This window comes from Variovorax sp. 10N420 (genome assembly GCF_056394705.1).
The window spans coordinates 79,456-100,912 of sequence record NZ_JBFTIJ010000015.1 but is presented as its reverse complement, the minus strand read 5'-3'; the positions used below and the strand labels follow the sequence as shown (position 1 = coordinate 100,912).

Here is a 21,457-nt window from a genome sequence, read left to right as displayed (position 1 = left end):
AATCGGCGTGTTCAGGCTTTCGACCGTCGGCACACCGGCAATTCGTTTGAGAGCCGAGTCCAGCGCGCCTTGGACCGCGAACACCTTGGAGGCGTCAGTGCTCAGCACGACGTGGTCGATGCGGTTGATCCCATGGGTGCGCGCGGCCATGGCGAGGGCGGAGGCGAACTGGTCACTCTGCCGATCGGGGGTGCGGCCCACCTTCGCATCGAGCAGATGCACGCCGGCCTGCGCCTCGCTGAATAGTTTGTGAGCCGGGTGCTCGGGGTGGTCCAGCTTGCTCAGCTGCAGTTGCCTCGGCGCCGGAAGGCCGTGGATCGGGACGTGCTGATGGCTGTCAGCCGTGTGATCGAAATGCTCTGCGACATGCGGCGCCCGTGTGTCTTGGTAGGCGCAGCGGGCGGCTGGTGCGCCGAGCCAGATGCCGTTTTGCTCCAGCAGTTTCTCGTCGAGCTTGAGCCCGCGCATGTCCAACTGCAGCTTGCCGGCCAAAGCGGGGTTGAGCATTTCATAGCGGCATACGGAGCCGACGAGTCCGGCGGCGTAGTAGTTGGCGTAGTCGGAATTGCCGTGGTGGCCGAGTCGGGTGTCGTCTGGCTTCTTGTCGAAGAAGTGTTTTGCGGCGGCTTCGATGTTGCGGGAGTTTGGGGTGATGGAAAGATCAGCGTTGAGGGTGAAGCCATCCTTCGCAGTGGTGTATAGGTGCCCGTCGATTTCCTGGCTCTCGACAAAGTCGTTCACATATCCGACGTACTTCGCCAGTTTGTCAAGGTCGGACAAATTGGCTTCTGGGTCCCCTTGCTTCACTCGGCTGACCAAGGCGTTCCAACCGGCAATATGCGCACTTGCTTCATCGTTCCGGTTGATCGCCAGCATCTGATCCAACGGCGTGCTGTAGTCATGGACTGCCTGACCGCTTTCAACGACGCTCCTGACATCGGCGTCGAACTGTTGGAGACCTTGCCTCGTGCGCTCACGGTTGATGCCATGCTGTATTTCATGCCCCAGGAGGAAGGTAAGCGAATCTCTTTGCCTGAGATTCAAGAGATCGCTGTGCTTCAGATTGATGGTTTGTGTGTCGGGCCAGTAGCTGGCTCCCGCGCTCTCGCCTTCGGGCATGAAGGCGAAGTGTTTCAAATGACCTTGCGCGACGGCGTCGTTTATCTGCCGCATCAACACCGGCGATTCCTCGATGACTGCGCGCAGGTTTCGATAGGACGCTGATGTCGGGTCACCGACTTCTCGGATCATGCGGTCGAGTTGGGGGCTGATGGCGCTCACTGCATTGCCTCCAAGTCCACATCTTTCACCACGAAGCCAATGGACACTCTCTTGATGCAGTCATGCGAAATCTTTTCAAGGCTCTCGTCGCTCTCCCCGACGATTCCGATTTCTACTTCGACCACTCCGCGTTCGTATTGCTTGGCGGGACTTTCACGACGAGTGCTGCCGACATGCCGATAGCCCATCTGGAGGAGCGCTTCGTGGAACTGCGCCGCGTCCAACTGGCAGATGTCCGTCTTGGGAGGATGCTGGTCGGAGTGTCTTTTGTAGAACGCCAAGCCCAATTCGGCAAGATGTGTTGCGCCGTTTGGCCCCCAGAGATATCTGTACCGCCAGTTCTCCGTGAGTAGCTGAGATATCACATATGTGTCGTTAGCGGGCTTGTCAGAGAAGGGCTTCATCGGAAACCCAGTGAACTGCGCGACCCGCTCGATGGTCAGGTCTTGCGGCTCACGCACGCTATCGATGAGCGCCAGCAGTCGGCGCAGCACTTCAGGCGCGTCAAGCCGAGGCGCCTCTGTGAAAACTGAACTGGACATGGTTTCTTTCTGCGGATGAAGTACGGCTTTGTCGGTCGTCGATGAACAGGCGCCGAGCGCAAGTCCGACCAAAAAACAAGCGAGGGCGCGAGCCAGAAAGCCCGTTGCCAATTTGTTCGAATTGTCAAAATTAATCAGGTCAACGGAAGCCGCAAAGCGCGAAGTTCGCGGGCCAACTATGAAAATTGTTTGAAGCTCCCGAAGAAGACTTCGGCCGGCCAGGCTGTGGCCGACCCCGATGAATCGATTCACCTTTTCCTCCCTGTGCATAGAAATTTTTATCGCATTCTATGCACGCCTCCGCTATAGCCTGAACGCATTGCATCGAGCAAACTTTTGGCCAGTTGTTAGGCAAAACAGAAGCCCCTCCTTCGCAATTCCTGATTGCGCGTCTGCATCTCAGCAATGACGATGAGGCTCCAATTACCATCCGTCAAAGAGGCGACATGAGAAAAATCACAATGGGTCTGAATGCCACGATCTGGACAGGTCTGGCGGCTGGCCTGCTGGCATTGCAGGCACCCGCGGTCGCGCAATCCAACTGGCCCGAGAAGCCCGTCACGATGGTCGTGCCTTATTCGGCGGGCGGGCCCACCGACGTGGTTGCGCGCATGCTCGCGATCCCGATGGGCAAGTCGCTCGGGCAGACAGTCGTGGTTGAAAACACCGTCGGCGCGGGCGGCACCATCGCGCCGGCACGCGTGGCGAGAGCCGCGCCCAACGGCTACACGATCCTCATCCACCACATGGGCGTGGCGACCGCACCGGCGCTCTACAGGAAGCTGGCGTACGACCCGCTCAAGGACTTCGAATACGTCGGGCAGGTCCTCGATGTGCCGATGACGCTGCTGTCGCGCAAGGACTTTCCCGCCAACAACTTCCAGGAACTGCTCGCCTACGTGAAGGCGAACAAGGACAAGGTGTCCCTTGCCAATGCCGGCGTCGGCGCGGTGTCGCAGCTTTGCGGTCTACTGTTCACGCGCCAGATTGGCGTCGAACTCACGACGGTGCCCTACAAGGGCGCTGGTCCGGCGCTCAACGATCTGATGGGCGGGCAGGTGGATCTGCTGTGCGACCAGACCACGCAGACCGCGCCCGTCATCAAGCAAGGAAATCGCGTGAAGGTATTCGGCGTGACCACGCCGACGCGCCTGTCGAGCATGTCCGACATCCCGACGCTCGACGAGCAGGGCCTCAAAGGCTTCGACGTGCGCGTATGGCACGGCATCTATGCGCCCAAGGGCACGCCGCCCGCCGCAATCAAAAAGCTCAACGCCGCCCTGCGCGTCGCGTTGCAGGACGACAGTGTCAAGGAGCGCCTTGCCGACCTGAGTTCGGAAATCGTGCCGATGGACAAGGTGACGCCCGAAGCCTTGCGTCGGCACCTGGAGGCCGAGGTCGCCCAATGGGGCAAGGTAATCCAGGAGGCGGGCATCCAGGGCGAATGACTGGAACTCAGCGCCAAGGCCCGCTAGTCGGAGAGTTCGATCAGCACCGGCTGATGGTCGGATACCTTCGTCCGCAGATCGACCTCTACGCGCCGCACGCGCGGCGCCAGGGCGTTGCTCACGAACACGAAATCGCAGGCGATCGGATCAGGGCCGTAGGTGCGGTCGAAGAGCCGAAAGGTCGCGTCGTGCGGACGATCGGGATGGGCCAGCGGCCAAGCATCCTGCAGACGCCTGTCGGGCGTGCCGCCGGCAGCCAACGCCGGATCGGTGAAGGGTTCCTGGATCGCCTCATAGGCGGGGTCCGAGGCTGCCATGTTGAAGTCGCCGCAAAGAATGGCCTGCGGCGTGTGCAGCTTGGGCTGAAACGGCGAGCCGCGATACTCGGCAACGGGCGGCGCCGCGGCCTGCTCGCAGGCTTGCGCGTGCAGATCACGCAGCGCCCGGGCTTGCGCGAGGCGCTGCGAGGCAGAGTAGTACTCCAGGTGCGTGGTCATCACGCGCAAGGCGCCGAGTTCAGGGCTGCTCAGCGTGACGACGCTGCACATGCGCGGCATGCTGGTGACGCTGGGATCGGCGGGCCATGGCAGCGCATGGTGCTGGACGCGAGACACCGGCAAGCGGGTCGCGATCAGGTTGCCGAAGCGCTGGCGCCGGCCGTCGGCATCGAACTCATCCACGGCAGCACCGAAGAAGACCTGGAAGCCGGGAAGCAGGGCCTGGATCTCCGCCGGCTGGTCGCCGGGCCGGCCCGGCATCTCGCCGAATCCGGAAGCGATTTCCTGCAGGCACAGCACGTCGAAGTCGCCCATCGCGCGCGCGGCTTCGATGATGCGTTCGGGGCTCACGACCCCATCCAGCCCGCAGCACCATTGGGTATTCCATGTCACCAGTTTCATTTGATGCCAGCCCTCATGAAGCTCTGGACGAACTGTCGCTGAAAGAGCAAGAAAGCAATCAGCAATGGCGCGGATGTCATCAATGTCGCCGCGGTAATCACGGACCAGTCGACGCCTTGGTCTACCGAGGAGAACACCTGCAAGCCCACCGTCAGCGGCCGGGCGTTGACGCTGTTGGTGATGATCAGCGGCCAGAGGAAGTTGTTCCAGTGAAAGCTGATCGAGACCAGTGCGAAGGCGGTGTAGACGGGTTTCGCGAGCGGCACGTAGATGCGCCACAAGGTCTGCATGGCGCTCGCGCCTTCGACGCGCGCAGCTTCGTCCAGCTCTTTGGGGATGCCGAGGAAAGTCTGCCGAAGCAAGAAGATCGCGAAGGCAGACGCGAAGTAGGGAAGCCCAATGGCCACCAAGGTGTCGACGAGTCCGAGCCGGGCCATGGTCTTGTAGTTTTCGACCACGAGGATGTCCGGCATGATCATCAGCTGCACCATCACGAGCGCGAAGGCGACACCCCGGCCCTTGAACTCATAGCGGGCAAAGGCGAATGCGGCAAGCGTGCCCAGCACCACTTGCACCGCGAGCACCATCGCGACGAGCAGCGTGGTGTTGAGGAAATAGCGGGCAAAGGGCGCGGCTTCCCAGGCGCGCCTGAAGTTGTCCAGCGTGAGCGGCGCAGCGAGGGCGAAGCGCGTCGAGTATTCAGCGGGATGAAAGGCCGTCCACACGGCATAGGCGAGCGGCAAGATCCACAGCAGCGCCAGCATCCAGGCCGCCACGGTGTCCAGCCACGTCGGCTCATTGAACGCCAACCGCTGCGCTTTGACGGCGGCTTTCATTTGTAGTGGACTCTTTTGTCCAGCACGAAGAACTGGAAGAGCGCGATCCCGGCGAGCACCACCACCAGCACCACGGTGATCGCCGACGCATACGCCGTGTCCCAGAAGCTGAACCCCACCTCGTACAAGTGATAAAGCAGCAGGATGGACGCGTTGTCGGGCCCGCCGCGCGTCAGCACGAAGAGGTGGTCGACCATTCGAAACGCATTGATGAAAGCGTTGACCAGGACGAAGAGCGTGGTCGGCATCAGGAGCGGCCATTGCACGCGTCTGAAGAAGTACCAGCGGCTGGCGCCTTCGATGGCAGCCGCTTCGCGCAGGCTCGGGTTGAGGGTCTGCAGTGCGGCCAGGTAGAAGATCATGAAGAAGCCGGCTTCCTTCCAGATCGCCACGAGCGTGACTGCGCCAAGCGCCGTCGAAGGGCTGCCCAGCCAGTTGTGCGACGGCAGGCCGAGCGCGCCGGTGATCTGTTCGAGCAGGCCGTACTGCGGCGTGTAGAAAAAGAGCCAGATGTTGGCCACGGCGATCATCGGCAGCACCGTCGGCGTGAAGTACGCCATACGCAAGAAGGCACGGCCCGCGATGCGCTCGTTGACCCACAACGCCATGACGAGCGCCAGCCCGATCGACAGCGGTATGGTTGCTCCGGCGAACCACAGGTTGTTGCGCACGGCCTTCCAGAACACCGGGTCGTCGACCATCACCGCATAGTTCTCGAGCCCGACCCACACGCCCGGACGATTACCCTTGGGTGTCGAGAAGAAGCTGTCGATCAGCGTCGAGACGGCCGGCCAATGCGTGAAGGCGACCAGCAGCACCAGCGCCGGCAGCAGCATCAGCCACGCGTGAATGGCGTTGCGCGATGCGGTACTCCCTGCGGCGATGCTTTGGCTGGCCATCTGCTGGGTCTGATGCTTACTTGAATGAGCGCAGGATGCGGTCGGCCTCTTTTTGAGCGTCCTGCATGGCTTGAGCCGGCGTCTTCGTGCCGGTCAATGCCGCCTGCAGTCCGTCATTGAGGGCCTTGGTCACGCGCTGGTTGTCGTGCGTGGAGAACTCGGCAACGGACACCGGCAGCTGATCGCGGGCCACCAGCGCGGCCGGGAAGTCGCGACCATATTTGCGCAAGGCGTCGGTTTCGTAGGCGGCTGGCGAGACGGCAACGTAGCCAGTGTCGATGCTCCATTGGGCGGCGCGTTCAGGTTGGGTAATCCACTTGATGAACTTGAAGGCCGCTTCTTGCTGTGCGGGTGTCGACTTCTTGAAGATGTAGAAATTGCCCCCGCCCGTCGGCGAGCCCTTGCGGCGGTTGCCGGGGATCATGCCGACACCAAAGTCGAACTTGGCGTTGGCCTTGATGTTGGTGAGATTGCCCGTGGTCGTGAAGATGATGGCGGCCTTTTTCTCGAAGAAGTCCTTGGGCGTCGTGCCCCACTCGACCACCCCCGGCGGGTGAACACCCGCCTTGCCGAGATCAACCCAGTACTGCAGCGCTTCGATGACCTTCGGGTCGTCGAACTTGACGGCGGTGCCGGCCTCGTTCGCCAGAATCGCATCGTTGGGCGTGGTCAGCGTCTGGAAGAGCCAATAGGGAAAGCCGCTCGACGGAATCTGCACGCCCCATTGCGTGACCTTTCCGCTCGCGTCCTTCTTCGTCAGCTTGGCTGCCGCCTCCTTGAGTTCGGCCCAGTTCGTCGGCGGTTTGTTGGGGTCGAGGCCGGCTTCCTTGAAAGCTTCCTTGTTCCAGTACATCACGACGGTCGAACGCTGGAACGGAATGCCCCAGGTTTTTCCGCCGGTCTGGCTGTTCATCATGAAGGCCTTGTAGAAGCCGCCGAGCCACGCTTTGTCGTCCGCTGTTTTGATGAAGTCGTCGAAAGGAACGATGGCGTCTTCGTCGATCAGCGTGAACATGTCGGTCGACAGCAGCACCGACGTGACCGGCGGCGTGCCGGACTTGTGCGCGGTCAGCGCCTTGACGATGGTTTCCTGGTAGGTGCCGGCGTAGATCGGCGAGACCTTCACACCGGGGTTTTCCTTCATGAAACCGGCCGCGAAGCCGTCGATGGTCTTGGCAATGGGGCCGCCCACCGCGACGGGGTAGTAGAACTGGAGTTCTACCGGTGTCTGCGCATGCAGCAGCCCGGAAGTGGCTGCAAAAAGGCCGCTGGCCGCCAGAAAGGGGACTGCGAGCGTCTTGATGAAAGTCTTGCGTTGCATGGTCTTCTTTTCCTTCGTTGAATCGTCGGGTGGTGCAATGGTTGGCTCAGTCAATCGATGCGTCGCCCGGCCGTGTCGAAGCCGTGGGCGTCCTCGCCGGCCCAGCGCAGGCCCACGCGCTGACCCGGCTCGGCAAGGTGCCGCCCGTCCGTGCGAACCAGGAGCATCTCGGTGCCTATCCGACAGCGCAGAACGAGGTCTGCACCCAGGTATTCCACACTTTCCACGGTGGCGCCGATGCCATCCGGATCGAGCGAGATGGCTTCCGGCCGAACGCCGAGTGTTGCGGCCTTCAGGCCCACCTTGGTGTCGCTCCCCGCGATGCAACCGTCTCCCAGCGCGATCAGGTTCATCGGCGGGGTGCCGATGAACCGGGCGGAAAACGTGGTCGCTGGCTGCGCATAAAGGTCGCGCGGGGCCCCGGTCTGCTCGACATGGCCGCGGTTGAGCAGCACGACCTGGTCGGCCATGCTCATTGCCTCCGCCTGGTCATGGGTGACGTAGATCACCGTGAGCCCGAGTTGCCGCTGCAGATCCCGCAATTCGCGGCGCATCTCCTGGCGAAGCTGTGCGTCCAGGTTGGACAGCGGCTCGTCCATCAGGCACACCTTGGCTTGCGCCACCAGCGCGCGGCCGAGCGCCACGCGCTGTTGCTGGCCCCCCGAAAGCTGAGAAGGCTTGCGATCGAGCAGCTCGGCCAGCCCAAGCAAGTCCGCCGCGTGCCGCAGCCGTTCAGTCTGCTTGGACTGCGGTGTCTTGCGCACCGAAAGTCCGAAGGTGATGTTGTCCGCCACGCTCAGGTGCGGAAAGAGCGCGTAGTTCTGGAACACCATGGCGATCCCGCGCTTTGCCGGGGGCAGGGCCGTGACGTCGTGGCCGTCGATCAGCACGCGTCCGCCCGTGGCGGTCTCCAGCCCGGCGACGATGCGCAGGGTCGTCGACTTGCCGCAGCCGGACGGACCGAGCAGCACACAGAACGAGCCAGGCTCGATATTCAGATTGACCGCATGCAGGGCGGTGGTGTCGCCCCACGATTTGGCGATGTCGATCAACGCGATGGAAGACATCGATTCAGTATATGGACGTCTTGTGACACCCCGTTGCAAAGAAGGCTCAGTGTTTTCCTGATCGAGTGTTGGTGGGAAACTTCGCTACAGTGATCCCGCCGTCCAGGCATGCACACACCAAGGAACACTCTTATGAGCAAAAAAGTCGCATACGTCACCGGAGGCATGGGAGGCATTGGAACGGCCATTTGCCAGCGCCTTCACAAGGACGGTTTCACCGTCATCGCGGGCTGCGGCCCCACAAGGGACTTCGGCAAATGGCTCGCGGAACAGAAGGCCGAAGGCTATGAGTTCCACGCGTCGGTCGGCAATGTCGGCGACTGGGAATCCACCGTCGATGCCTTCACCAAGGCCAAGGCGGAGCACGGCACCATCGACGTCCTCGTGAACAACGCGGGTATCACCCGCGACCGCATGTTCCTGAAGATGACGCCCGAGGACTGGAGCTCGGTGATCGAGACCAACCTCAACAGCATGTTCAACGTCACCAAGCAGGTGGTGGGCGACATGGTCGAAAAGGGTTGGGGCCGCATCATCAACATCAGCTCGGTCAACGGCGCCAAGGGGCAGGCCGGCCAGACCAACTACTCGGCCGCCAAGGCCGGAATGCATGGTTTCACCATGGCCCTGGCACAGGAACTCGCCGCCAAGGGCGTGACGGTCAACACCGTGAGCCCGGGCTACATCGGCACGGACATGGTCAAGGCCATCCGCCAGGAAGTGCTGGACAAGATCGTCGCCACCATCCCGGTCAAGCGCCTGGGCGAACCGAGCGAAATCGCCTCGATCATCGCGTGGCTCGCGACCGACGAAGGCGGCTATTCCACCGGGGCCGACTTCTCGGTCAACGGCGGTTTGCACATGCACTGAGGATTGGCCGCAGACCATTCAGCAAGAGACCCGCTCAGGCGGGTCTTTTGCTTTCTGGGCGGCCACGTGTTTCGCGGCTACAGTCATAGCCGCCCGGTCAGTCGTTCAAACGGCCTATAGCAAGGAGACCAGAAATGAGCCCAGCCGCCCCGGCGCATGCAAAGCCGCCCATCTACAAGTCGCTCTATGCGCAGGTGATCACCGCGGTGGTCATCGGCGTGATCCTCGGACACTTCTATCCCTCGGTGGGCGAGACGATGAAGCCGCTGGGAGACGCCTTCATCAAGCTCATCAAGATGATGATCGCGCCGATCATCTTCTGCACCGTGGTCGTCGGCATCGCCGGCATGGAAGACATGAAGAAGGTGGGCAAGACAGGCGGGCTCGCCTTGCTCTATTTCGAAGTCGTCAGCAGCATCGCGCTCGTGGTGGGGCTGGTGCTGGTGAACGTGCTGAAGCCGGGCGTGGGCATGAATGTCGATCCGGCTTCGCTCGACACGCGTGCGCTGGCTGCGTACACGGGACCCGGCAAGATGGAAGGCACGGTCGACTTCCTGATGCACATCATCCCCAACACGCTCGTGGACGCATTCGCCAAGGGCGAAATCCTGCAGGTGCTGTTGATTGCGGTGCTGTTCGGCTTTGCCTTGCATCGCTTCGGCGGCCGCGGCACTCTGGTCTTCGACGTGATCGAGAAGGGCTCGCACGTGCTCTTCGTGATCGTCGGCTACATCATGAAGCTGGCGCCCATCGGGGCTTTCGGCGCGATGGCCTTCACGATCGGCAAGTACGGCATCGGCTCGCTCTTCCAGCTTGGCAAGCTGATGGGGACGTTCTATCTCACGTGCCTGCTGTTCATCTTCGTGGTGCTGGGCGCGATTGCGCGCTTCCACGGCTTCAGCATCTGGAAATTCATCAAGTACATCAAGGAAGAACTGCTGATCGTGCTTGGCACTTCGTCCTCCGAATCAGTGCTGCCGCGCATGATGGAGAAGATGGAGAACCTCGGCGCGAACAAGACAACTGTCGGCCTGGTGATTCCCACGGGCTACTCGTTCAACCTCGACGGCACGTCGATCTATCTCACGATGGCGGCGGTCTTCATCGCGCAGGCGACCAACACGCCAATGACCCTCATGCAGGAGATCACCCTGCTGGCCGTGCTGCTGCTGACCTCGAAGGGCGCGGCGGGCGTCACCGGCAGCGGCTTCATCGTGCTGGCTGCAACGCTGTCGGCGGTGGGACACGTGCCGGTCGCGGGGCTGGCGCTGATCCTTGGCATCGATCGGTTCATGTCGGAGGCGAGAGCGCTCACCAACCTGATCGGCAACGGCGTTGCGACCATCGTGGTCGCCAAGTGGACCGACGAACTCGATACCGCGCGGTTGAAGGCGGGCCTGAACAACGAGACCTGGGTCGAGGCGCAGGAACCGGAAGACCTGGTCAACGCCCGTACGGGAAAGATGGCCACTTGAATCGGCTTCGGGCGTCGTTCTTGCAGAATGCAAGGCGATGCCCCATAGCGTTTCACTGATCAACACCGTCGCGGCAGGCCTGGGCCTGGCGCTGTTGCTCGGCTTTCTCGCGGCGCGCCTGCGATTGCCGGCGCTGGTGGGCTACCTGCTGGCGGGCGTGATCATCGGCCCGTTCACCCCCGGCTTCGTTGCCGATGCCGAGATCGCGGCGCAACTCGCCGAAATCGGGGTGATGCTGCTCATGTTCGGAGTGGGCCTGCATTTCTCGCTCGACGATCTGCTCGCGGTCCGAAAAATCGCACTACCGGGCGCGCTGTTCCAGATGATCGTGGCGACCTTGCTCGGCGGCGCCTTGGCCACTTGGTGGGGATGGAGCCTTGGCGGTGCCCTGGTCTTCGGCCTGGCGCTTTCCGTTGCCAGCACGGTGGTCCTGCTGCGTGCGCTTGAAAACCTCGGCTTTCTCGATTCCTTCACCGGCCGCATCGCCGTCGGCTGGCTGGTGGTCGAAGACCTGGCGATGGTGCTCGTGCTGGTGCTGCTGCCACCTTTGGCGACGGCGCTCGGCGGTGCCGATGCGGGTGCCGAGAACCTTCCTATCTGGCAGACGCTGGGCCTCACGCTGCTGCAGGTCGGCGGCTTTGTCGCACTGATGCTGGTCGTCGGGCGCAGGGTGTTTCCGTGGCTCCTGTGGCAGGTCACCCGGACCGGTTCGCGCGAACTCTTCACGCTTTGCGTCGTCGCGGCCGCGGTCGGCATTGCGTTCGCATCGGCTTCGCTGTTCGGCGTCTCGTTTGCGCTGGGCGCCTTCTTTGCGGGGATGGTGATGCGCGAATCGGAGTTCAGCCACCGTGCCGCCCAGGAATCGCTTCCGCTGCGCGATGCGTTCGCGGTGCTGTTCTTCGTTTCGGTGGGGATGTTGTTCGATCCGGCTGTGCTGGTCGAGCGTCCCTTGCAGGTGTTGGCAGTGGTGCTGGTGATCGTCGTCGGCAAATCCGTCGCCGCTTGCGCGCTGGTGCTGCTCTTTCGCTATCCGCTGGGCACCGCGCTCACGGTCAGCGCGAGCCTGGCGCAGATTGGCGAGTTCTCGTTCATCCTTGCCGCACTGGGTGCCCGGCTGGGGCTGCTGCCAATGGAGGGCCAGAGCCTGCTGCTTGCCGGTGCGCTGATCTCGATCGCGACCAATCCGCTCTGGTTCAGCCTGATCGCTCCGCTGCAAAGGTGGCTGCATGCTCATTCGTCTTTCGCGCGCGGGCTGGAATCGCGGGACGATCCTTTGGCCGAACTGCCGACCAGCACGGCGGCGCGCTATCTGTCACGGCAGGTCGTGCTGGTCGGATACGGCCGCGTCGGGAAGCGAATCGCCTCGGCCCTGGCCGCTCACGACGTTCCTTTCGTGGTCGCCGAGCAGAACCGGGAACTGGTCGAAAAGCTGCGCGAACAGGGCATTGCGGCAGTTTGGGGCGACGCCTCCGATCCAGGCGTGCTGGTCCAGGCGCATATTGCTCGCGCGCGTGTCCTGGTGGTGGCCACGGCCGATGCAATCAATGTGCGGCAGATGATCGAAACCGCACGAACCCTCAATCCGGCCATTCAGACGGTGATCCGCAGCCACAATGAAGACGAGGCCAACCTGCTGGCGAAGGAGGCCTGCGCGACGGTGTTCCTGGGCGAGCACGAACTTGCCCAAGCGATGGCTCGAGAAGTGCTTTCGCACGCCGCGGCCGCATGATCCTTCAGAGGTCTTCGATCACGAGTGCCCTGTACCGCTGGGCAATCGAGTAGGGCACTTCGCGCACGAGCATCATGAGCCGCTGCGCCGAGGCTTCGTCCTTGGTGCGAACGAGCAGCGCCGTGTGGCCTTCGCGCGCAAGCTTGGTATAGGCCCTGACGGTCGCCCCGTCGGTTCCGGCGGAAGGAAGCGGGTTGTCGGTGTCGCGGACGGTCGGCGTGATCTGCTCCAGCACGACGTGTGGCGGAATCAGATAGACCTCGTCGCCACTGAAGCCTTCGTCGATGAGTTGGTGCCCAATGCGGCTCGCGTCGGCTGCGTGCGGAAACATCACGAACGAATGGCCCGAAGGATAAAACGCGCCCCCGACGGCTGCGGTCATGTGCGGTGCCAGCGTGAAATGCTTCATGTCTCCTCCTGAAGGTGGATTTACGAACATTGAGCCTAGCCGTCTCATTGGTCAAGTCATGCGCGCGTTCAAGAGGGCGGCGCGAGAGGTGCAAAATTCATACTAATGGTCACATTTGTGACGATTCGTGATATTGTGACTAGCCGTTGCAGCGGCGGTTGCATAGGATCAACCGCTTACTTGATGTCGCCGCTAACTCTATGTCGCAACTGCGAAATATCGCCCTTACCGTCCAGGAACTCGAAGAAGGCGAGTTCTACTGGGTGTTGATGGAGGCGACCGACTGTGTCGTCGAAGATACGCTCTCTTACCTGCCGATAGAGGCGGCAAGCGAGCCGCAGGTCACGTACTCCAATGCTTTGGTCGCGGGTGTGGCAGCAATCCGAAAAATGTTTGGCAAGGACGGCCCGCGGAGTTGAGCGGGCTGCCTTGGAATCAGGGGGAAACCATGCGGAAACTTGGAGCGGCCATCGCGGCCGGCATTGCTGTGTTGGTGGCCGCGGGCTGGTTCTACCGGCCCTCCACGTCGGCCGAGATCGCCGCCTGGGTGCAGACGCTCGGTGTGCTCGCAGCCATTCTCTGGGCCGTGCGGCTGCAATTGGCGGCATCCAGGCAGAACCTGCGACAGGCGGGCCAGGTCGCTTCCATCTTTGCAAGCCACATGCACTGGGTCTTTCGTGAGCTGAGCGATGCCTGCGGCAAGCGCAGCTGGGCCGACTACACAGTGCACCGCCGCATCCTCCAGGAGGTGCTTTCGCAAGGCCGCGAAGTGACGCTGCAAATGCTGGACGGCCGCTCGCTCGCCATGGTGAGCAGCCTGCGCACCATCGCTGTGGAAGCATTGGAGATGACCGAGGGCCACAGCGACGCCGGCAATTGGCCGCATCTGCATCTCTACTTCGAGCGGCGCCTCCCGAGCATCGCCGCATGGTTGTCGGCCACGGGCAATCCGCCCGAAAGCAATGGCCCGACCGACTATGCCGGTCTGCGAACGTCCTTCGGACAACTCGGCAATCTCTAGCAGTCTCCAGCAGTCTCCAGCAGTCTCCAGCAGTCTCTAGCCAAAAGCCGGCCGCATGGCCGCGTACAGCGCCTTGAAGCGCGCATGGCGGGTCGTCAGGACACTTGCGTTCGATGGATCTGGCTCGAATCTCTGCCGCACCGGCGGACGGCGGCAGACTTCCGCTTCCGACCCGCCATCCGCCAGCCAAGCCAGTCGTGCCGCGCCCATCGCTCCGCCGGCTTCGCCCCCTTCGCAGACCGCAAGGGGCACTTCGAGGATGTCCGCCAGCAGCTGCGACCACCACGCGCTGCGAGCACCGCCGCCGACCAGCACCAGATCGCCGGCCGGTCGCGCGAGGGTGTCCAGCCCGTCCCGCAGCCCGAAGCTCACGCCTTCCGCCACTGCATAGGCAATCTCCGCCGGTCCGTGCGCGTGCGTCAGCCCGAAGAGCACACCTTGCGCGCGGGTGTCGTTGTGGGGCGAGCGCTCGCCGGAAAGATAGGGGAGAAAAAAAGGCGAGTGCTCGCGGCCGGCGGCGTTCAGCGTTGCGGCGGCAGCCAGCAGCGCGGCCTCGTTGCCCAGGCCGAATGTGCGCGCAGCCCAAGTCACTGCGCTGGACGCCGACAGCATCACGGACATCTGGTGCCAGCGTCCCGGAAGGGCATGGCAGAAGGCGTGTACGGCCTGTGACGGATTCGGCTCGAAGTGGTCTCCGCACACGAAGATGACACCGGATGTGCCCAGCGACACGAAGCCTTGGCCCGCTTCCACCAGCCCCATGCCCACGGCACTCGCTGCGTTGTCGCCGCCACCGCCCGCGAGCGGAATGTTTTCGGGGAGCCCCCATCGCCGAGCCAGCTCGGGCTTGAGCCTGCCGGCGATCTCGCTGCCTTCGACCAGGTCCGGCATGTGCTGTCGACCGAGTCCGCAGGCGGCGAGCAGTTCGTCCGACCAGTCGCGAGCGGCGATATCGAGCCACAGCGTGCCCGACGCGTCGGACATATCGCTCGCGCGCGTGCCGCTCAGCTTGAAGCGCAGCCAGTCCTTGGGCAGCAGCACGCAGGCGGTGCGCTTGAAAAGTTCCGGCTCGTGCTCGCGCATCCACAACAGCTTGGGCGCGGTGAAGCCGGGCATCGCAAGATTGCCGGCGATGTTTGTGAGGCGCGGCACGTGCGCCATGAGGGCTTCGCACTGCTTTGCGCTGCGACCGTCGTTCCAGAGAATGGCGGGCCGCAGAACCTCGCCGGCCGCGTCCAATGCGACGGCGCCGTGCATCTGGCCCGAAAGACCCATGGCACGAACGGCAGCAAGCGACTCTGCATTGCTCCGGCGCAGCGCCGCCATGACCGTCTCCAGGGCTTCCCACCATTGCTCGGGCGACTGCTCCGACCACAGCGGTGAGGGCCGGCTCACGGTGAGCGGCGCGCGGGCGAGCGCAATGATGCGGTGGTCCGCGCCGAGCAGCAGCGCCTTCAGCTCCGACGTGCCGAGATCGAGCCCGAGGTACACGGCCGTTTCCTTCAAGCGATGCTGCCGAAACGGCTGTCGCTCTGGCGCCGGAACTCGGTCGGCGTCATGCCCTTGATCTCGAGAAAGCGCCTGTTGAAGTTCGCGACATTGTTGAAGCCGACCTGATAGCAGATGTCGGTCACGTAGTGGTCCGTCTGCATCAGCAGGTGGCAGGCGCTGTTGATGCGGACCCGGTTCACGAAGTCCGTGAAGCTGTTGCCAGTCGAGCGCTTGAAGAAGCGGCTGAAGCGGCTTTCGCTCATGCCGAGTTCGCTGGCGATGTCGGCCATGACGATCGGATCGGCCAGGTTGGACGTGATCCGGTTGACGATGATGTTGATCTGGTCGACCTCCACGTCGCCCTCGACACCCTGCATCTGCACGTTCGAAAGCAGCCGGTAATCCGTGCAGTGGACGAGTTCGTCCAGGTATTCGAGAAAGCGCGACAGACGCTGCAGGCCATGTGCCGCCTTGACTGCATTCCAGTGCGCGAGCGCACGGTCCGCGAGGCCGAAGAACTCGACGCCGTGGCGCGCGCGTTCGAGCAACTGCAGCGTCTCGCGCAGCTCCGGAATCTCCGCTGCCGCGCGTTCGATCGGCTCATGGCGAAACTGGATGACGCGGTCGCGTCCGATGGCGCCGCCTTCCGGCGCATCGAGCGAGATCCAGTTGTGAGGAAGCCGCGGTCCGCACAGCACGAGATGACCGGGCTGGAAAGGGCCGATCCAGTCGCCGACGAAGGCCCGGCCCGAAGTCTCCGTGATGAGATGAAGCTCGTACTCTTCATGAAAGTGCCAGCGCACCAGCGGGCTCGGAAAGCCGTGCGCGAGGCAGCGCACGAGGCCGCTTTCTTCCGGCGCCTCGTAGCCCAGCGATGGCGAGCGCGTGATGTCGCGCTCGAGTTCGGGCTCTCGATGGCGGGGCAGATGCCTTTGGCGCGCCGATGTCATGGAAACGGACCTTCTCTTTGCCTCAGCTCATCACATTACCACCGTCGACGTTGAGCGTTTGCGCCGTGATGTAGCGAGCCTCGTCGCTCGCGAGAAATACCGCGGCGTCGGCGATATCGTCCGGACGCCCCATCCGCCCGAGGGGAACTTCGAGCCCGACCTGGCGCTTCTTCTCGCCGGGCTGGAGGTTCTGGTATTTGGCGAAGAGGGAATCGACATGGGCCCACATGGGCGTGTCGACGACGCCCGGCGAAATCGCATTGACGCGGATGCCATGTGGCGCCATCGCAAGCGCGGCGCTTTGCGTGTAGCTGATGACCGCCGCCTTCGTCGCGCAATAGTGGGAGACGAGCGCTTCGCCGCGACGACCTGCCTGCGAAGCCATGTTGATCACGGACGCGCCTTGCGTCTGCGCGTCCACCATGTGCTGAAGAACACGCTGCATGACGAAGAACATGCCCTTGACGTTGACCGCAAAGAGGCGGTCGAACGAGGCTTCGTCGCTCTGCAACAGCGGTGCCATGTCGAACAGTGCGGCGTTGTTGACGAGCGTATGGATCGGCCCGTGCGCCGCCTGCGCCGCATACAGCATGCCGCCAACGGAAGGCATGTCCGTCACATCGGCTTCGACATAGGCGAGCGCATTCGGGTGCCGCCGCCGAAGCGACTGGACACCATCGGATGGCTGCGCCGTCCTGTCGGCCAAGGTGCATTTGGCGCCCTGGGCAAGGCAGGCTTCGGCGATGGCCAGACCGATGCCGCCGCCGGCACCCGTGATCAGCACATGCCGTTGTGCGAGTCGACCTGTGGTTCCTGTCCTCACAGTTGCCTCCGTCATTTTCCGGCTCCCTTGATGAATGCCTCGACACGCATCGCAGCCTTGCGCAAGGCATCGACCAGCCGGGCATCGCCGGCAGCATCGCCCCACAAGGCGGGGTCTGCGCTCAGCGCGGCGACCGGATCGGCTGCTTCGCAGATGGCGTGCGCTACGGCTTCGTCCATTCCCTGATCCTGGTAGACGTAGGGCAGCGTCTTTTCATGCCAGCGTTGCAGGAAGGCGAGGAAAAGGGCAGGGAGCATGGCGACGCTGTCGATGGATTCGCCGCGCCCCAGGCGCTCGCGCACCGTCGGTGCGATGAAGCCGGGGATCTTCGAGAAGCCGTCCATCGCCACGCGCTGGTTGGTGTCTCGTATTGCAGGATTACCGAAGCGGTCGAGCACCACGTCGCGGTACGCCGGAAGGTCGACGGGACTGGGATTCGCGGACGTGTTCAGGCAGGGGATGACGTCGTCCGTTACGTAGTCGAAAGCCATGCGCCGTATCGCGGCGTTGCGGGTGCCTTCGTGGATGTACTGCAGACCCAGCAGCGTTCCGGCCCAGGCGATGCAGCTATGGCTTGCGTTGAGGATGCGGATCTTCGCTTCTTCATAAGGCGAGACCGAATCGACCAACTGCACGCCGACGCGGCCCCAGTCGGGTCGGCCATTCACGAAGTCGTCCTCGATCACCCATTGGATGAAACTCTCGCCGGTGACCGGCGCGGCGTCGTCCCAGCCGCTGGCTTGCAGCACGCGCTGACGCAGCTCTGGAGGGGGTCGGGGCGTGATGCGATCGACCATCGCATTCGGGCAACGCGTTTGCGTGCGGACCCAATCGGCCAGATCGGTCTGGCCCGCCTGTTCGATGAATTCCAGCAGTCCCTTGCGGAAGCGGTCGCCGTTGTGGCGCAGGTTGTCGCAATTGAGCAGCGTCACCGCGCTCGAATTGGCGCCGCGTCGCGCACGCAGGATCGCGCAGATGGCGCCGTAGATCGTCGCGCCCGGATGTCCCTTGCGAGCCCGATCGAGATCCGCCGCCAGATCCGGCGCAGTGAAGTCCAGCTTGTCCATCGGATCGAGGTAGTAACCGGCCTCGGTCACGGTGAACGAGATCACCCGCGTGCGTGATTCAGCGCCACGCGCGATGACTTCGCGCAGCTCTGGGTCATAGGCCAGCACTTCCTGGATCGACGTGATGCGCTGGTAGCGATATTCGCCGGCGGGCGACACGGTTTCCAGCGTGTACTGGCCGCCCTGGGCGCGCAGCGCGTTTTCCACGTCGGCCATGTCGGGCCGCAGATTCGCGCCAATGAGCGACCAGCGCGTGTCGCCAGCATCGATCAGCGCCTGCAGGTACACCGCCTGGTGCGCGCGATGGAAGGAGCCGAGCCCGAGGTGGAGCACCGCGAATTCGGAAGGGGAGGGATGGGCCATGGAAGCAACTCAGGCGGCGACCGTTCGGCCTTCGCGATTGAAGAAATGAAGTACGGAAGGATCGAGTTCGACGCTGACCGGATCGCCCGCCTGCAGGTCGGTGCGCTCGTTCTGGCGCGCCACCAAAGGCACGCCGCCGACGTCGATGTGGATCAGCGTGTCGGCGCCGAGCGATTCGACCAGTTCCACGCGAGCTTGCGCGCCGACGCCGTGCCCGTCGTGATGCACGCGCAAGCCCTCGGGCCGCACACCAAGGAATCCATCCTGCGGCAGCCTGCCGCCTGTCAGCGCAGAGAAGCTCGGTATCGCCTTGGCCTCCACCATGTTCATCGACGGCATGCCGATGAACTGCGCGACGAACTGATTGGCAGGCCGGTCGTACAGGTCCATCGGCGTGCCGACCTGCTCGATCAATCCATCGCGCAGCACGACCACGCGGTCGGCCAATGTCATGGCTTCGACCTGATCGTGCGTGACGTAGATGCTGGTTGCACCCAGCGCACGATGCAGCTTGTGGATTTCCACCCGCGTGTTGCCACGCAGGGCCGCATCGAGATTCGAAAGTGGCTCGTCGAAAAGAAACACCTTGGGCGCGCGCACGATTGCACGACCGATGGCGACCCGCTGGCGCTGACCGCCCGAGAGCTCCTTCGGCGTGCGATTGAGGTATTGCGTGAGGTTCAGCGTCTTCGCGGCGTATTCGACCTTGGTCTTGATGACGTCCTTCGACACCTTCGCGAGCTTGAGTGCGAAAGACATGTTGTCGTACACGCTCATGTGCGGATAGAGCGCGTAGCTCTGGAACACCATCGCGAGATCGCGCTTGCCGGACGGCGTGTGCGTGATGTCCTTGCCATCGAGCAACAGCTTGCCGCTCGTGATCGCTTCGAGCCCCGCAATCAGCCGCAGCAGCGTCGACTTGCCGCAACCCGAGGGACCGACGAACACGATGAACTCGCCCTTGTCGATCTCGAGATTCACGCCCTTGATGACGTGCGTTTCCCCGAAGCTCTTCTGGATATTGTCGAGTTGCAGGTAGGCCATCAAATGTCTCCTTGAATATTTGTCGGGGAACGCCGCGAACAGTGAGGCCGCCACGGAACCGGCTCCGCCGGGCCGTCGGCGGCGCCCCCGGCAGGGGGTAGGCGAAGCGACACGCAGTGCGCGCAGCCTGGGGGCGAGCTCATTTCACCGCCCCGAAGGTCAGACCCTGGACGAGTTGCTTCTGGCTGAACCAGCCGAACACCACGATGGGCGCGATGGCCATCACCGACGCTGCAGAGAGCTTGGCCCAGAAGAGGCCCTCGGGACTGGAGTAGGACGCGATGAGCGTCGCGAGGGTGCCGGCTTTTGCGGAGCTGAGATTGAGCGCCCAGAACGCTTCGTTCCAACTCAGCACCAGGCAGAGCAGCCCGGTGGAAGCCAGCCCGCCAATCGAGAGTGGCAGCACCACGTGCCGGAACTCCGTCCACAGGCTGGCGCCATCCATGCGCGCGGCTTCGAGGATCTCCGGCGGGATGTCCTTGTAGCTCGTGTAGAGCATCCAGACCATGATCGGCAGGTTCGACAGCGTGAAGACCACGGTGAGTGCCGTGCGCGTATCGAGCATCCCGGCGGTCTGCGCGAGCACATAGATCGGCACCAATGCGCCCACGGCCGGCATCATCTTGGTGGAGAGCATCCACATGAGGATGTCACGCGTGCGCTTCGTGCGAAAGAAGGCCATCGAATACGCGGCGGGCGCGGCGATCAGCAACCCTATGATCGTTGAGCCAACGCTCGTGATGAGCGAGTTCTTTGCATAGAGCAGGTAGTCGCTTCGGCGCTGCACTTCGGTGAAGTTCTCCAGCGTCGGCTCGAAGATGAAAAGCGGCGGAACGTGGATGGCCTGCAACTCCGTCTTGAACGAAGTCAGCAGCAGCCAGCCCAGCGGAAAGAAGAGCAGCAGCGTGACGGCCCAAGCGACGACCGTGCGCAGTGCGAGGGGAAAGATGTTGGTGGTTTGCATGCTGCGGCCCTCAGTCGAGGTTCTTTCCGATGATGCGGATCAGGAAGGCCGCAACGATGTTGGCCAGCACCACAGCGAAGAGCGCGCCTGCGGAAGCCACCCCCACGTCGAAGTTCATCAGCGACTGCTTGAAGATGAGGTAGGTGAGGTTGGTACTCTCGTTGCCCGGCCCGCCATTGGTCGTGACCGCAATTTCGGCAAAGACTGAAAGCAGAAAAATCATCTCGATCATGATCACCACCGCCATCGGCCGCCCGAGGTGGGGCAGGGTGAGATAGCCGAAGCGCTGGACGGCCGTGGCGCCGTCCATGCGCGCGGCTTCCATCTGCTCACGGTCGAGCGACTGCAGCGAGGTAATGAAGATCAGGCAGGCGAACGGCAGCCACTGCCAGGCGACCATGATGATGACCGAGAACAGCGGCACATCCGTGAGCCAGTCGACGGGCTCGGCGCCGAAGCTGCGCCACAGGTCCGCGAGGACGCCGTAGATCGGGTTCATCATCATGTGCTTCCACAGCAGCGCGTTCACCGTGGGCATCACGAAGAAGGGCGAGATGAGCAGCACGCGCACGATGCCGCGCCCGGGAAAGGGCTCGTTCACCAGCAGCGCAAGCCCGACCCCCAAGCCGACCGTGATGATGATCACGCTGCCGATCAGCACCAGCGTGTTCCACACTGCCGGCCAGAAGTCGGGGTCGGTGACGAAGTAGCTGAAGTTCTCGATCCCGTTGAACGTGCGCTCGCCGGGCTGCATCAGGTTGTAGTTGACGAACGAAAAGTAGATGGACATCAGCAGCGGCACGAGCATCCAGAGGACGAGCGTGATCACGGCCGGCGCCATCAGCGTTCGAGGCAGCAAGCGGTTCATAAGAAGACCCCCATGGCATGGCTTTTGTCGTGAGTTGCCGCGGACCCGGCTTCGCCGGGCCGCTGGCAGCGCCACCCGTGGGGGGTGGGC

The 21,457-nt window shown here is 63.1% G+C and carries 21 protein-coding genes; 6 read left to right on the top strand and 15 right to left on the bottom strand.

The window, feature by feature from the left end:
* Positions 1-1,281 (bottom strand): XVIPCD domain-containing protein (locus AC1DEK_RS26665; RefSeq protein WP_478128324.1); only part of this gene is annotated, 1,281 nt, incomplete at its 3' end.
* Positions 1,278-2,075, bottom strand: coding sequence for a hypothetical protein (locus AC1DEK_RS26660; protein ID WP_478128323.1), 798 nt, complete (start codon positions 2,073-2,075; stop codon positions 1,278-1,280). The genes AC1DEK_RS26665 and AC1DEK_RS26660, both read right to left, overlap by 4 nt.
* Positions 2,076-2,269: 194 nt before the next feature.
* On the opposite strand from AC1DEK_RS26660, the gene AC1DEK_RS26655 reads away from it, so the two are divergent.
* Positions 2,270-3,271 (top strand): tripartite tricarboxylate transporter substrate-binding protein, encoded by a 1,002-nt coding sequence (locus AC1DEK_RS26655; protein ID WP_478128322.1) that lies wholly within the window; start codon positions 2,270-2,272, stop codon positions 3,269-3,271.
* Between the two features lie 23 nt (positions 3,272-3,294).
* Here the strand turns inward: AC1DEK_RS26655 and AC1DEK_RS26650 are convergent, their stop codons facing one another.
* The 5 genes from AC1DEK_RS26650 to AC1DEK_RS26630 are packed head-to-tail and all read right to left on the bottom strand — an operon-like array spanning position 3,295 to position 8,293.
* Positions 3,295-4,170 carry an endonuclease/exonuclease/phosphatase family protein gene (locus tag AC1DEK_RS26650; protein WP_478128321.1) on the bottom strand — a complete coding sequence of 292 codons (876 nt, stop codon included), beginning with the start codon at positions 4,168-4,170 and terminating at the stop codon, positions 3,295-3,297.
* The gene (locus tag AC1DEK_RS26645; protein ID WP_478128320.1) at positions 4,167-5,006 is read right to left on the bottom strand and encodes a carbohydrate ABC transporter permease; all 840 of its coding nucleotides are present in this window, start codon (positions 5,004-5,006) and stop codon (positions 4,167-4,169) included. Before AC1DEK_RS26645 ends, AC1DEK_RS26650 begins: the two co-directional genes overlap by 4 nt.
* Positions 5,003-5,905 (bottom strand): carbohydrate ABC transporter permease, encoded by a 903-nt coding sequence (locus AC1DEK_RS26640; protein WP_478128319.1) that lies wholly within the window; start codon positions 5,903-5,905, stop codon positions 5,003-5,005. The genes AC1DEK_RS26645 and AC1DEK_RS26640 overlap by 4 nt, the downstream gene beginning before the upstream one ends.
* Before the next feature lie 16 nt (positions 5,906-5,921).
* Positions 5,922-7,226 carry an ABC transporter substrate-binding protein gene (locus AC1DEK_RS26635; protein WP_478128318.1) on the bottom strand — a complete coding sequence of 435 codons (1,305 nt, stop codon included), beginning with the start codon at positions 7,224-7,226 and terminating at the stop codon, positions 5,922-5,924.
* A gap of 50 nt (positions 7,227-7,276) precedes the next feature.
* Positions 7,277-8,293, bottom strand: coding sequence for an ABC transporter ATP-binding protein (locus AC1DEK_RS26630; protein ID WP_478128317.1), 1,017 nt, complete (start codon positions 8,291-8,293; stop codon positions 7,277-7,279).
* A 132-nt stretch (positions 8,294-8,425) separates the two neighbouring features.
* Between AC1DEK_RS26630 and phbB the strand changes: the two genes are divergently transcribed.
* The 3 genes from phbB to AC1DEK_RS26615 all read left to right on the top strand — a co-directional run bounded on the left by phbB (position 8,426) and on the right by AC1DEK_RS26615 (position 12,367).
* Entirely contained in the window at positions 8,426-9,163 is a 738-nt protein-coding gene (gene phbB, locus AC1DEK_RS26625) for an acetoacetyl-CoA reductase (protein WP_478128316.1), read from the top strand.
* Between the two features lie 134 nt (positions 9,164-9,297).
* Positions 9,298-10,638 (top strand): dicarboxylate/amino acid:cation symporter, encoded by a 1,341-nt coding sequence (locus AC1DEK_RS26620; RefSeq protein WP_478128315.1) that lies wholly within the window; start codon positions 9,298-9,300, stop codon positions 10,636-10,638.
* 37 nt (positions 10,639-10,675) lie between these two features.
* A complete protein-coding gene (locus AC1DEK_RS26615; RefSeq protein ID WP_478128314.1) occupies positions 10,676-12,367 on the top strand; it encodes a cation:proton antiporter domain-containing protein in 1,692 nt (563 codons plus the stop codon).
* 4 nt (positions 12,368-12,371) lie between these two features.
* Here the strand turns inward: AC1DEK_RS26615 and AC1DEK_RS26610 are convergent, their stop codons facing one another.
* Positions 12,372-12,776: a hypothetical protein gene (locus tag AC1DEK_RS26610; RefSeq protein WP_478128313.1), complete on the bottom strand. Its 405-nt coding sequence runs from the start codon at positions 12,774-12,776 to the stop codon at positions 12,372-12,374.
* A 158-nt stretch (positions 12,777-12,934) separates the two neighbouring features.
* Between AC1DEK_RS26610 and AC1DEK_RS26605 the strand changes: the two genes are divergently transcribed.
* Entirely contained in the window at positions 12,935-13,195 is a 261-nt protein-coding gene (locus AC1DEK_RS26605; protein ID WP_478128312.1) for a hypothetical protein, read from the top strand.
* Positions 13,196-13,224: 29 nt separating this feature from the next.
* Positions 13,225-13,797, top strand: coding sequence for a hypothetical protein (locus tag AC1DEK_RS26600; RefSeq protein ID WP_478128311.1), 573 nt, complete (start codon positions 13,225-13,227; stop codon positions 13,795-13,797).
* 36 nt (positions 13,798-13,833) lie between these two features.
* Here AC1DEK_RS26600 and xylB read toward each other — a convergent pair whose 3' ends face one another.
* From xylB to AC1DEK_RS26565, 7 genes are all read right to left on the bottom strand, one after another.
* A complete protein-coding gene (xylB, locus tag AC1DEK_RS26595) occupies positions 13,834-15,288 on the bottom strand; it encodes a xylulokinase (protein ID WP_478128310.1) in 1,455 nt (484 codons plus the stop codon).
* Between the two features lie 11 nt (positions 15,289-15,299).
* A complete protein-coding gene (locus AC1DEK_RS26590) occupies positions 15,300-16,238 on the bottom strand; it encodes an AraC family transcriptional regulator (protein ID WP_478128309.1) in 939 nt (312 codons plus the stop codon).
* 22 nt (positions 16,239-16,260) lie between these two features.
* Positions 16,261-17,076 carry an L-iditol 2-dehydrogenase gene (locus AC1DEK_RS26585; protein ID WP_478128308.1) on the bottom strand — a complete coding sequence of 272 codons (816 nt, stop codon included), beginning with the start codon at positions 17,074-17,076 and terminating at the stop codon, positions 16,261-16,263.
* Complete coding sequence (dalD, locus tag AC1DEK_RS26580; protein WP_478128307.1) at positions 17,073-18,491, bottom strand: D-arabinitol 4-dehydrogenase; 1,419 nt, start codon at positions 18,489-18,491, stop codon at positions 17,073-17,075. Before dalD ends, AC1DEK_RS26585 begins: the two co-directional genes overlap by 4 nt.
* A gap of 9 nt (positions 18,492-18,500) precedes the next feature.
* Positions 18,501-19,535 carry an ABC transporter ATP-binding protein gene (locus tag AC1DEK_RS26575; RefSeq protein WP_478128306.1) on the bottom strand — a complete coding sequence of 345 codons (1,035 nt, stop codon included), beginning with the start codon at positions 19,533-19,535 and terminating at the stop codon, positions 18,501-18,503.
* A 139-nt stretch (positions 19,536-19,674) separates the two neighbouring features.
* A complete protein-coding gene (locus AC1DEK_RS26570; protein WP_478128305.1) occupies positions 19,675-20,499 on the bottom strand; it encodes a carbohydrate ABC transporter permease in 825 nt (274 codons plus the stop codon).
* A 10-nt stretch (positions 20,500-20,509) separates the two neighbouring features.
* The gene (locus tag AC1DEK_RS26565) at positions 20,510-21,367 is read right to left on the bottom strand and encodes a carbohydrate ABC transporter permease (protein WP_478128304.1); all 858 of its coding nucleotides are present in this window, start codon (positions 21,365-21,367) and stop codon (positions 20,510-20,512) included.
* Between the last annotated feature and the right edge of the window lie 90 nt (positions 21,368-21,457).